Source organism: Planctomycetota bacterium, from assembly GCA_016207825.1.
Lineage (GTDB): Bacteria > Planctomycetota > MHYJ01 > JACQXL01 > JACQZI01 > JACQZI01.
In genome coordinates this window covers 236551-248499 of the sequence record JACQZI010000008.1, presented here as the reverse complement: position 1 = coordinate 248499, position 11949 = coordinate 236551, and the positions used below count along the sequence as shown (strand labels likewise).

11 protein-coding genes are annotated in these 11949 nt (G+C 44.3%); 1 reads left to right on the top strand and 10 read right to left on the bottom strand.

Going from position 1 to position 11949, the window contains the following annotated elements:
* Positions 1-5: 5 nt before the first annotated feature.
* Positions 6-2825 (bottom strand): excinuclease ABC subunit UvrA, encoded by a 2820-nt coding sequence (uvrA, locus tag HY811_04400; protein ID MBI4834045.1) that lies wholly within the window; start codon positions 2823-2825, stop codon positions 6-8.
* Positions 2826-2961: 136 nt separating this feature from the next.
* Here uvrA and HY811_04395 point away from each other — a divergent pair, with 136 nt between their 5' ends.
* Positions 2962-3219: a hypothetical protein gene (locus HY811_04395; GenBank protein ID MBI4834044.1), complete on the top strand. Its 258-nt coding sequence runs from the start codon at positions 2962-2964 to the stop codon at positions 3217-3219.
* 80 nt (positions 3220-3299) lie between these two features.
* Here HY811_04395 and HY811_04390 read toward each other — a convergent pair whose 3' ends face one another.
* The 9 genes from HY811_04390 to HY811_04350 all read right to left on the bottom strand — a co-directional run bounded on the left by HY811_04390 (position 3300) and on the right by HY811_04350 (position 11430).
* Complete coding sequence (locus HY811_04390; GenBank protein MBI4834043.1) at positions 3300-4577, bottom strand: HEAT repeat domain-containing protein; 1278 nt, start codon at positions 4575-4577, stop codon at positions 3300-3302.
* A 3-nt stretch (positions 4578-4580) separates the two neighbouring features.
* The gene (gene speB / locus HY811_04385) at positions 4581-5450 is read right to left on the bottom strand and encodes an agmatinase (GenBank protein ID MBI4834042.1); all 870 of its coding nucleotides are present in this window, start codon (positions 5448-5450) and stop codon (positions 4581-4583) included.
* A gap of 5 nt (positions 5451-5455) precedes the next feature.
* Positions 5456-6001, bottom strand: a complete 546-nt coding sequence (locus HY811_04380; GenBank protein ID MBI4834041.1) for an arginine decarboxylase, pyruvoyl-dependent — start codon at positions 5999-6001, stop codon at positions 5456-5458.
* Positions 6002-6152: 151 nt separating this feature from the next.
* Positions 6153-7793 carry a chaperonin GroEL gene (groL, locus tag HY811_04375; protein ID MBI4834040.1) on the bottom strand — a complete coding sequence of 547 codons (1641 nt, stop codon included), beginning with the start codon at positions 7791-7793 and terminating at the stop codon, positions 6153-6155.
* A 29-nt stretch (positions 7794-7822) separates the two neighbouring features.
* A complete protein-coding gene (gene groES / locus HY811_04370; protein MBI4834039.1) occupies positions 7823-8110 on the bottom strand; it encodes a co-chaperone GroES in 288 nt (95 codons plus the stop codon).
* A 160-nt stretch (positions 8111-8270) separates the two neighbouring features.
* Positions 8271-8906, bottom strand: a complete 636-nt coding sequence (locus HY811_04365) for a bifunctional 4-hydroxy-2-oxoglutarate aldolase/2-dehydro-3-deoxy-phosphogluconate aldolase (GenBank protein MBI4834038.1) — start codon at positions 8904-8906, stop codon at positions 8271-8273.
* A gap of 8 nt (positions 8907-8914) precedes the next feature.
* Positions 8915-9748, bottom strand: coding sequence for a HEAT repeat domain-containing protein (locus tag HY811_04360; protein ID MBI4834037.1), 834 nt, complete (start codon positions 9746-9748; stop codon positions 8915-8917).
* 12 nt (positions 9749-9760) lie between these two features.
* Positions 9761-10825: a phosphoribosylformylglycinamidine cyclo-ligase gene (locus HY811_04355; GenBank protein ID MBI4834036.1), complete on the bottom strand. Its 1065-nt coding sequence runs from the start codon at positions 10823-10825 to the stop codon at positions 9761-9763.
* 74 nt (positions 10826-10899) lie between these two features.
* Positions 10900-11430 carry a tetratricopeptide repeat protein gene (locus tag HY811_04350; protein ID MBI4834035.1) on the bottom strand — a complete coding sequence of 177 codons (531 nt, stop codon included), beginning with the start codon at positions 11428-11430 and terminating at the stop codon, positions 10900-10902.
* Positions 11431-11949 lie beyond the last annotated feature (519 nt).

Sequence of the window (11949 nt, the reverse complement as noted above, 5' to 3'; positions counted from 1 at the left end):
CAATTTTAATTGGACCCTAAATACTTTTTAATTACTTTACCCGTAATCGAATGGGGATTAGCGGCCACTTCTTCGGGAGTTCCTGTTGCCACCACTTTCCCACCATGGTCTCCCCCGCCCGGGCCGAGATCTATCAAATAATCGGCCATCTTTATAACATGGGGATTGTGTTCAATCACTAAAACAGTATTACCACGGTTAACCAATTCGTTAAGGACTTTAAGCAGCTTGGATATATCCGAAAAGTGCAAGCCGGTAGTAGGTTCATCTAAAAGGTAAAGTGTCTGGCTGTTTGATACACTGGTCAATTCGGAAGCCAGTTTTATCCGCTGCGCTTCACCACCGGATAACGTAATGGATGATTGTCCCAGGGTCATATATCCCAATCCGACATCATCAAGCGTTTTAAGAATCTGGTATATTGAAGGAATATTCTGGAAGAAATCAAGGGCACTGGTTATTTCCATATCCAACACCTCTGCAATATTTTTCCCTTTATATTTTATTTCAAGTGTTTCCCTATTATAACGATTGCCTTTGCATTCGGCGCAGACAATATGAACATCAGGCAGGAAGTGCATTTCAATCACTTTAGTCCCCTGCCCTTCACAGGAAGCACAACGACCGCCTTTAAGATTAAAGCTGAACCTTCCTGACTGATATCCGCGCATTTTAGCTTCTTTGGTCTGGGCAAATAATTTCCTTATCTCATCAAATACTCCGGTATAAGTCGCTGGATTCGAACGAGGGGTCCGGCCAATCGGGGACTGATCTATAACGATAACGTGGTTGATGTTTTCCGTGCCGATAATCTCACTATGAACTCCTGCCTTTTCGCGGGTTTTATAAAGCTTACGGCGTAATCCTTTATACAACACCTCCTCAATCAAAGTGCTTTTCCCTGAACCGGAAACTCCGGTAACGCAGCAAAAGCATCCCAACGGAATATTCACATTTATATTCTTAAGATTATTTTCCCGCGCTCCGATTATCTGCAACATATTATCTTCTTTTATCGGGCGGCGCTCTTTAGGGAATTGAATTTTAAGAGTGCCCGTCAAATACTGGCTTGTAAGAGTTTTGTTCTGCTTAATTACTTCTTCAAACGTACCCTGGGAAATAATTTCACCACCGTGCTTACCTGCCCCAGGGCCTATATCAAAAAGATAATCAGCGGTTCTGATAGTATCTTCATCATGTTCCACCACTATGACCGTATTGCCTAAATCACGCAACCTTTTAAGAGTGCCCAGCAAACGCTCATTATCGCTCTGGTGCAAACCGATAGTCGGCTCATCAAGAACGTAACATACGCCGACTAATCCGGAACCAACCTGAGAAGCCAAGCGGATACGCTGCGATTCTCCTCCGGCTAACGTGCTGCTTTTGCGGTCTAGAGTAAGATAAGACAAGCCGACATCTATCAGGAAGTTTAAACGGCCTTTTATTTCTTTCATTAATCCTTTTGCAATTAATGCTTCTTCGCCATTAAGGCTTAATTTACAGAAGAAATCGTAAGCAGACTCAATAGTCATTTTAATTATTTCGTGGATGTTCTTACCTCCTATCCTGACAGCCAAAGGCTCAGGTCTAAGCCTTGCCCCGTTACATGACGGGCATGGCAACTCACTCATGTAATCCATAATACGCCTTTTCACATAATCGCTGGTTGTATTATGAAAACGCCGTTCCAACATGGGCACGATACCTTCAAACGAGGCGCCGTAGCGTTCCTCATCTTCCGGCTTAGAACCGTAAAGAAGAATCTTGCGCTTTGATTCCGGTATTTTATAAAAAGGCATTTCGTAACTCACTTCAAAGGAACGGGCAAAGTCCCGGAGCACCGAATAGTAATATATTGCCATGCGGTGTCCTAACCTGCGAAAAGGTTCAACCGCTCCTTCTTTCAGAGAAAGACCAGGCTGCGGAACGATCAATTCAACATCTAATTCTATTTTTGTCCCTAACCCATTACAAACCAAACAGGCGCCGTACGGTGAATTAAACGAAAACATTCTGGGAGAAAGTTCGGCAATATTAACACCGCATTCAGGGCAAGCATAATGTTCGCTGTAAACAGTATCTTCCCAATGCCCGTTATTTTCACGACTTACAATTATCAACCCCTCTCCTAACCGCAAGGCGGTTTCAACCGAATCGCTTAAGCGGTTACGGATATTTTCGTCAAGAACAATCCTGTCAACCAATATTTCTATATTATGTTTTTTATTCTTGGGAAGATTAAGCTTCTTTACTGTTGCCATTTCCAGCAACTTGCCATCCACCCGGACACGGACGAACCCTTCTCTTTTTATGCGGTCAAAAACATCGCGGTGGATTCCTTTCCTGCCCCTAACCACAGGCGACAAAAGGATAACCCTTGCTCCTGACGGGAGTTTCATAATCTGATCAACTATTTGTTGGGATGATTGTATGGTTATTTCCCTTTGGCATTTGTAGCAATGAGCCTGGCCGATACGGGCGAAAAGAACTCTTAAATAATCATATATTTCTGTGGTTGTCGCGACGATAGAACGCGGCGTTCCCACCCATGAACGCTGTTCAATAGAAATAGTCGGGGGCAACCCTTCGATATGCTCCACATCCGGTTTGGTCATCTGCTCAAGAAATTGGCGTGCATAAGCAGAAAGGCTTTCAATATACCGGCGCTGCCCCTCCGCATAGATAGTATCAAAAACCAAAGAAGATTTTCCGGAACCGGACACACCGGTTACCACAACCAGCTTATCACGCGGGATATCCATATTGATGTTTTTTAGGTTATGTTCTTTCGCTCCGCGTACGGATATCAAATTATTTCTCATAGCTATAGGCAGAATTTTTGTGGGTATTAAAAATCGTTATTATACCACAACAGACGATATATGTCCAATAAAACTTGACAGTTATATTTAAATAAGATTAAATGATAACCTTTAAATAACGCACTAAAGGAGGATTATGGTAAAATTAGAAATTCTGCAGGAAAAAGTTAAAGTTTTGAAAAGTAAAATTAGTGAATCCAAGAAAAACAAAGATAAATCCAAACCTGAAGAATTAAGGTCATTCCATAAAAACCTCAAGCGGGCTCAGCGTAAAATAAGGATTATGAACGGGAAAAAACTGGCTGCACTAACCGGCGCCAAGAAAGAAGAAGGCACCGCTACCCCTGCCCAACCAGCCCCGGCAGCAAAACCGGCTGGTGAAAAAAAGGTATGATTACCCGAACAGCATTAATACGCGGGTCTTTTGATATGCAATAACTTTACCGGATAAAACTAATTAAGGTTAAAATTACTTTAGCGGTTCTGCTCAACCTCACCCATTACCTCTTCGTATAACTTATATAATAACTCTACAGACATTGCTTCTTCTTCAGATATCATTTCATTTTGGCTTTCGCTAAGCATCGGCCCTAATACCTTCGCAATCTGGTTAATATCACCTATTTGAAGTAATTCCTTTAGCGGAATTGCCTGATGTTGGCTCATGTATGATTCAATAACAGTACGTATCTGAAGAAGCGGATCTTTCGCCTGTTCTATTTTCTTAATAATCATACTGGCACGCATCCGGACTTCCGGTTCTCGGCTGTTTAATGATTCCTTCAATGGATTGACAACGGAATCTCCTATCCCGATGAGTTCTTTCGTGGCATTTTCCCTGGTTTCCCAATCATCGTTATTTAACAACTCAATCAGCTTGTCAATTTCTTGTCCAAGGGTTTCCGGAATATTCGGTAAAATCTCCCATCCGGTAACAAAAGAGCCTCCTTCCAAAATAACATGTCTGCGGTCAGTTAACACTACTTTAATATCGTCTATGGATTTAATTTCAATCAGGTCTGTCTCAAAAAATTCTCTGCCTTTACGGGAGTTGTGTTCAACCCACTCATTCCCGGAGCGGAACATTATATTTTTCAATTCATCCTTGCTCTTTCCTATAATAACGTTATGGAATGTTGCTGCGGATAAATTTTGATATTCGGCAACTTTATCAAAGGCTTTAATGATTTTATCCTTATATTGATCGGCCGTTATTTTAAGCGCCTCAAGGCGTTTCTTAAATGACATGCCGGCCATATTCTTAAACGTCCGGCGAAAACGATTTGCCAGCAAAGTCCCTAGCCAAGTATCATATTCCTTCAACGTCAGCAAGGTAACCCCACCTTCATTACAAAATTCCAATTCTTTCCAAAACGTTATAGCACGTTCTTCCTCGGGTAAGGTTTTTGTCTCAATATTATCTTTTTTTCTGATCAATTCAGAACATAGATAATCCATTTCGTACAATAAAAACTGTTTCGTCCACCTGCCGCAAAGGCACTGTTTTTCCAGGTCTTCAATATAACCTTCCAATTGACGCTGATACTCTTTCAACTTATTCTTAGTTACTATATCCGGGTTCAATTTGCCGATTTCAACCCATAACTGTTTAATGTTATAAAACTCCGGGCTGGTCACCATGCTACCGTTATTGACGTAAAAAGCATCACCAAAAAAATCTTCCTGTGTTACTATAGCAAGCGGGAAAATAACGCAAATAAGTAACGATAAAACAATATATTTGATACGCATAAATCAAGTCGTCAGGTAACCAATCATCCTGTAAACAAGTTTTGCCGCGGTGAACTCGGATATATTATTTCCTTTTAACGGACAAAGTTCCACAACATCAAACCCAACAATCGTGTGAGTATGGCAAATCGTCTTTAAGATATCAAGGATTTCATACCATGATAAACCACCCGGCTCAGGCGTCCCTACCCCGGGCATATATGCTGGGTCAAAGACATCAAGGTCAATCGTAATATAGACATTCCCGGAAAGAGTCTTATCAATCTGTTTAGCTATCTTTTTAATATCCTTGCCGCGCATTTGGTGCGCAAAGAAAGTCCGGATATTGCCTTTATTGATTATCTTGTAGTCACCTTCACTGATACTTCTAATACCGACCTGGGTAACCGGAGATAATTCAGAAATGCGCCTCATTACGGATGCGTGGCTATAGGGAGTGCCGTTGTATTCATCACGCAAATCAGAATGCGCGTCAAAATGCAAAACCGAAAGGTCCTTGTATTTGTCACAATACGGCTTCACCAAACCGTAACTGATAGAATGCTCCCCGCCTAATCCGACGATAACACGGCTGTTCCGGACAAAGTTTTCAATATATCCGGAAAGCTTTGGTAGAAATTTCTCCGGTGGCGCACTAAATGGCAAAGCTGATTTTATCTTCTTTAACGGAATAGTGTGAACCCCAAAACGCCACGTTTCTGTCATTAACTCCTCATCGTAAAACTCCACCTGGTTCAACGCGGAAATAATCGCCTCAGGCCCCTTAGCCGCCCCCTTTTTATAAGAAGTGGTTTTTTCGTACGGCACCGGCAAAATAATGAACTTTGATTTTTCGCCTTGTCGGAATTGAGGCAACAGGTCTGAAGATTTCATCAGCTCTAAGGAATAAACACAGCAACGGCAATTGAGGTTGTCCAGAGACCTTTTGCGCCGATTGCGGATTGGGTTATATTGGTGGTTTTTACGATTTCACCGCTTATCTTCCAAATCTCTTTTTTCTTATCCCAGTTCGCATCGGGGTCAAATTGCAATCCTAAAATGGTGGCCAGCATTGAAGCGGCCAAATCTTCCGCATAATCTCCTGACTGGTCATCGGTCTCTCCGAAACTATGGTGTTCGGAAAGATATCCATGCTGGCTGCGGTCTGTAGGAATCGCCAGGCCTATTGACGTGGCAATCAGGCGCCTATTCTCATTGGTTGAATTGCGCGCCAGCACGCAAAAAGTAATCTGCCCCGGTTTAAGCTTCTTCAATCCCCTTTCGCGAGAGACGAGTATGCAATACGGGGGAAAAATGCTTGAGACATGGACGAGATTAAGATGGGCAATACCGGCATCTCGCAAGGATTCTTCAAAGCTGGCTAATTCCTCCTTATGGCGTCCGACTCCTTTGGTCAGAAAAATTTCTCTCGGCGTAAATGACATTTCTAATATTCCTTTTTAAATTTAATCTAAAGATTACAATATTTCAGAATGGAATGCAATAAAAAAATATAATTTAACAAATAATCTTGCAAATGAAAAGAGGGGCGCGACTTTCGGCACGCCCCTCTGATTTTAGTTTAGGCAAATATCCTTAATACATATCTTCTCCGCCGTACCCGCCGCCTCCCGGAGGCATCGGAGGCATCTTTTCCTTTTTCTCAGGAATTTCACCGATTACCGCTTCGGTCGTCAGGAGCAGCGAAGCAACGCTTGAAGCGTACTGCAAAGCCGAACGGACAACCTTAGTCGGATCAATAATCCCTGATTTCACCATATCGGTATACTCCAGCTTTCCGGCATCAAACCCGAAATTGCCTTTTTCTTCCCTGACTTTCTGGCAAACCACCGCGCCGTTAATTCCGGCGTTATCGGCAATCTGCTTTATCGGGGCTTCCAGCGAACGTCGAATAATATCCACGCCAGTTGCCACATCGCCTTTCGCCTTGATTTTATCAAGAGCGGCAATGCTCCTCAAAAGGGCTACTCCGCCGCCAGGCAGAATGCCTTCTTCAACCGCTGCCTTGGTGGCATGTAGAGCATCTTCAATGCGGGCTTTACGTTCTTTCATCTCGACTTCGGTAGCCGCACCGACATTAATCTGGGCAACTCCACCGGTAAGTTTGGCAAGCCTTTCCTGAAGTTTTTCCTTGTCATAATCGGAAGTGGTTGTTTCCATTTCTTTCCTGATCTGGTTGATTCTCCCCTGAATGGCTTTGGTATCTCCCGCGCCTTCGATAATCGTGGTGTTATCCTTATCGACCGTAACCTTCTTTGCACGGCCGAGTTGATTAAGCTCCAGCTTTTCCAACTCTATGCCGAGGTCTTCAAAAATAGCCTGTCCACCGGTCAGAACCGCAATATCTTCCAGCATGGATTTACGCCTGTCGCCGTAACCGGGTGCTTTTACCGCACAAATTCTCAATGTGCCTCTGAGCTTATTAACCACCAAAGTAGCCAAGGCTTCGCCTTCAATCTCTTCGGCAACTATTAAGAGAGGCCTTCCGGTCTTTGCTGTTTTTTCCAGCAAGGGAACCAGGTCTTTTACGGCTGAAATCTTTTTCTCGTAAATCAAAATATAGACGTCGTCTAGGACAGCTTCCATATTCTGCGTATCGGTGACAAAATAAGGAGAAATGTAACCGCGGTCGAACTGCATACCTTCCACCCATTCTACATCGGTCTTCAGGCCTTTTCCTTCTTCAACGGTAATAACGCCGTCCTTGCCAACTTTTTCCATAGCTTCGGCAATCATGTTGCCTATTTCGGTATCGGAATTGGCGGCAATCGAACCGACCTGTGCGATTTCTTCCTTGCCTTTAACCTTAACGCTCATCTTTTTAAGCTCATCGACAATGGTCTCGACGGCTTTTTCGATGCCGTTTTTCAGTTCCATCGGATTGGCACCGGCCGCAACATTTTTAAGCCCTTCCAGGAAAATTGCTTCGGCTAACAATGTGGCAGTGGTTGTCCCGTCTCCGGCGATATCACTGGTTTTGGAGGCAACTTCCTTAACCATTTGGGCCCCCATGTTTTCATACGGATCCTTAAGTTCAATTTCTTTTGCCACGGTTACGCCGTCTTTGGTTATGGTCGGCGCGCCGAATTTCTTTTCCAGAATTACGTTTCGCCCTCTCGGGCCCAGAGTAACCTTAACGGCTTTTGATAAAGCAACCACGCCTTCCTTGATTGCTTCGCGAGCGTCCTGGTCGTAAAGAATCCTTTTTGCTCCCATACTATACTTCCTCCTTTTAGCTAAATTAATTATTCAATCACTGCGAGGATATCTTCCTCGGGCATTATAAGATATTCTTTTTCTTCCACTTTCACTTCGCTTCCGGCGAAAGACGCGAAAACTACACGGTCCCCCACCTTGACATTGGGTTTTGAACGGCTGCCGCTATCAAGCAGTTTCCCTTCGCCTACGGCAATCACTTTACCCTCTTTCGGCTTTTCCTTGGCAGTATCCGGCAATACTATGCCGCCCTTGGTTTTGGTCTCTCCCTCAACTCGTTGCACCAAAACCTTGTCTCCTAACGGTTTCAGCTTCATATCCTTTCCTCCTTCTAATAATAAGAAAATTATTACACAATAACCAATGTGATTTTCAATGGTTAGGACTATAGTCCTAACCATAAATAATAATTCCAAAATATCCTAAAACAAGAATTTTATATCATAGCAAATCCCGCTGGGAATTTCAAGTAAAATTTCACTTTTCCGATAATTTCAGGAAGTGTTCGGCACGGCGTGTAATGGAAGCAAAATTACCCTCGCTAATTGCCTTTGGGTTGGCAATCGCCCCACCGATTGCTGCGGCAGAAGCGCCCGCCTCAAAATACTCATTAATATTTTCACTATTCACTTGCCCGGTCGCAACCAGATGAATATCAGGGAATGGTGTTTTGAGGTCTTTTATATAAAGAGCTCCGACTGAAGAAACCGGGAATATTTTTACTAAATCAGCTCCCAAACGTTGGGCATTCAATATTTCAGTTGGGGTAAAGGCACCGGGAATCATAACTTTCTTGTGTTTCTTGCAAAGCCGGATAATCTTCTCATCCGCCACAGGCGAAACCAAAAAATCCACTCCCATCCTCAATAATTGCTTGCAAACGGAAAGCTCAAGCACCGTACCGACTCCGATAAAAAAATCGCGCTTTTTATCGGCTAAGATATTTCCAATGGCCTTCAAAGCACCAGGTGTATTCAGGGAAATTTCTATTGCCTTAATGCCGCCTTTGGCTATCGCCCGAACGGTGTTTTCGGCATCTTCCGGATGGCTTGCCCTGACGATCGAAACTATTTTTTGCCGCAATATTACGCGGAAGCAATCATTCTCGGCCATAGGCATTATTATTTAAAATCGAACTTATCGCCTTCTTTAGCCCACCACTCTTCCCATTTCTGCACGGCCATAATCCGCTCCTCTTCGGAAAGATACGGCTTATAATTAAAAGTCTGCCCGGTGGATTTGGAAAGAGCGTCAAAAGACAAAGCGCGCCTGGCAGAATTATCGCTTTTCAGGTTTTCTATCAAGACCGGTATCCCCCGCCGGTCTTTCAGTTTAACCAGCGATTCGGCCACTGTAAACACAAAATCTGAATCCTCGCCTTTTTTAAGATATTCGGCAAGCGGTAAAACAGCCGAGCGGTCGTTAAGCCGCCCCAATACCCTGGCGGCAGAATTACGGATTTCCGGCTGCCTTAAAGCATCCAGAAGAAGCGGCACAGCATCCGAAGGAGCCATCCGCTCTAAAGACATTTCCACCCGCCTTAAAAAATCAATATCCGTATCCTTCAATCTCTGGACCAAGGCGATTACGGATTGTTTCCCGTATTCGCGTAGTTTTTCGCTTACCAATGCGATATCGGATTCCGGATTGGCCAATTCCTTTATCAGTTTATCAACCTGTTCGGGCTGGGTCGGCTGGGGACCACCACTTTTCATATCCATCACTTCTTTCCGGACAAGCCCCAAATCAAACTTCAGCCTTTCTATGTTACCTTCAAAATCCTTCATCTTTGCCTTTAATTCCTGGTTTTCCTTATTGAAATAATCGGTCTGCGTACGCAAGCGGTTTATTTCCATGATGCAATCATTCAGCTTGGATGAAGAAGCGCAGCCGAAACCTAAAAACGCAAAAGCCAAGCCCAATGACATCAAACACATAATAATTTTACGGCTCATTTTTATATTCTCCTATTTTATGATGACCTGCTGATTGCCTTTTTTGACCTGCCCGATGGCAAAAGGCTTTTCTCCGCTTTTCACCAGACGTTTCAATATCGCCCCGGCGAAATAAGAATCCACGATGATTATAAGGCCGATTCCCATATTAAAAACCCTGAACATTTCCTGTTCGGGAACATTACCTGTTTTCTGGATTACGGAAAATACCGGCGGGACTTTCCATTTGCTTTTTTCTATTTCAATCGAAACGCCCTTTGGCAGGACGCGCGGGACATTTTCCATTATTCCGCCTCCGGTGATATGCGCGATGCCTTTAATGGCGTTCTTCACCCGGTAAAAGCGGTGTAAATCACGCATCGCCCTGGCATAAATCCTGGTCGGCCTCAAAAGTTCCTCGCCTAAAGTGGAGCCAAACTCGTCGATATGGGTTGAAACCTTCATATGTGCCTTGTCAAAAAACACTTTCCTGACCAGAGAATAACCGTTACTGTGGATGCCGTTTGAAGCTAATCCAATTACTATGTCTCCCGCTTTTATGCCCTTCCCGGTAATGATGCGGCTCTTTTCCGCCATGCCGACGGCAAATCCGGCCATATCATATTCGCCGGGCGGATAAAATCCGGGCATCTCGGCTGTTTCGCCCCCTAAAAGGGCGCAACCGGACTGCTCGCATCCGGTGACAATGCCCTTGACCAAATCAACAATAACATTCTCCTCTACTTTCCCGACTGCCAGGTAATCCAGGAAGAAAAGCGGTTCCGCCCCGCAGACAATCAAATCGTTAATGCTCATGGCAACCAGGTCAATCCCGACCGTATCGTGCTTATCCATCATCACGGCAATCTTGAGCTTGGTGCCCACTCCATCTGTGCAGGCAACCAGGACCGGATTCTTATACGCCTTCCTGAAAAGCTGGTGCTTGGACTGGAGCGAAAACAATCCGGAAAAACCCCAAGGTAATTCTATCACCCGCGGATCATAAGTCCGGCGCATCATCTTGAAGATACGGTCAATCACGCCGTCCTTGGCTTGGGTATCCACCCCGGAGCTTTTGTAAGTCAATTGTTCTGCCATATAAAATTATTTCTTTTAGAGCTTAAGCAATAAGTAATCAAATAACTCAGCACTTTTCAAATATATTAATACAATTACTGTCCTTGCCCGGCGATTAGTTGGGAAATTTCCCATCTCCATTTTTCCGTCTGGTCTAATTGGAGGCAATAATGGAAGAACCGAATCGCCGCCGGATACTTCCCTTCCCGATGCGCTATCGCCCCCAGGTAAAAGAGCGCATCCGCGTCATCACGGTCCAGGCGCAGTATATTTTTAAGTTCCTTGCGCGCTTCGGGGAAGTTATTCTGCAGGTAATAGGCGATTGTCTTTTGGAAAAACGGGGCTTTTTTCTCAGTAAGCGAAGCCCTTTCGAGCCACCAGACAATCCGCAGGATATCCATAATATTATAACACCAGATAAGAACGGATGAAATAACCAGAGCACGTGAAATATCCCTTACATAATAATCGCTCCAGAGGCAAGGGATGATTACCAGCGCGAAATCCATAAAGAGGAGGAAGGAGAAAAAAAGGATAAACCCTCGCATGTATCGGCCGGTCAGGATTTGGCCCAGTCCGGGGAATATGGAAAGCGCCACGGCAGTGAGTTTGGTTGATTTCTTCATTATGGGCTTAAAGTATACCCAAGGCGAGGCAATAAATCAAGATTTTACTAATAGTTTGTGGTATAGCTGCCTTGAACTGCCGGAGGTTAAGTCATATAGTCAGAATATGCGTTACCGTTTTCCTGATTATTTTTCCTTAATAAGGAATTCCGCGCCTTTGATAATAGACCCCGCTCAGCTTTACTTCCCGCCCCAGGCCGGGGATTGATAGGGAGCCCCACGACGAACGTCGGGGGGCTTCAGAATATCCGGGTGATGAATTTCAAAGCATAGTCTTTGGCGATGACCCGCACCGCGGACTGCTCGTATTTGTAGTGAAGCTCCACCCCGTCCCGATGTACATCGGGGCGGGATGGTATCTTTGGATTACGGGGTTTTGTGAGCGAAATCCCGCACCCCATGGTGGTGCGTGGGTAAATCCTGACAAACGCCCTGCAGGTTTAAGCCGCTCGGAAAGAAGGATAATAACCTGCTTGCTAAAAAGACGGCATTTTATGCAGGGAAAATAATGAAGACATA

Coding starts and splice junctions, on each gene's coding strand:
- groES (MBI4834039.1), bottom strand. CDS start 8,110: ATGAAGCTGAAACCGTTAGGAGACAAGGTTTTGGTGCAACGAGTTGAG.
- uvrA (MBI4834045.1), bottom strand. CDS start 2,825: ATGAGAAATAATTTGATATCCGTACGCGGAGCGAAAGAACATAACCTA.
- HY811_04355 (MBI4834036.1), bottom strand. CDS start 10,825: ATGGCAGAACAATTGACTTACAAAAGCTCCGGGGTGGATACCCAAGCC.
- HY811_04350 (MBI4834035.1), bottom strand. CDS start 11,430: ATGAAGAAATCAACCAAACTCACTGCCGTGGCGCTTTCCATATTCCCC.
- HY811_04365 (MBI4834038.1), bottom strand. CDS start 8,906: ATGGCCGAGAATGATTGCTTCCGCGTAATATTGCGGCAAAAAATAGTT.
- HY811_04380 (MBI4834041.1), bottom strand. CDS start 6,001: ATGTCATTTACGCCGAGAGAAATTTTTCTGACCAAAGGAGTCGGACGC.
- groL (MBI4834040.1), bottom strand. CDS start 7,793: ATGGGAGCAAAAAGGATTCTTTACGACCAGGACGCTCGCGAAGCAATC.
- HY811_04390 (MBI4834043.1), bottom strand. CDS start 4,577: ATGCGTATCAAATATATTGTTTTATCGTTACTTATTTGCGTTATTTTC.
- HY811_04360 (MBI4834037.1), bottom strand. CDS start 9,748: ATGAGCCGTAAAATTATTATGTGTTTGATGTCATTGGGCTTGGCTTTT.
- speB (MBI4834042.1), bottom strand. CDS start 5,450: ATGAAATCTTCAGACCTGTTGCCTCAATTCCGACAAGGCGAAAAATCA.
- HY811_04395 (MBI4834044.1), top strand. CDS start 2,962: ATGGTAAAATTAGAAATTCTGCAGGAAAAAGTTAAAGTTTTGAAAAGT.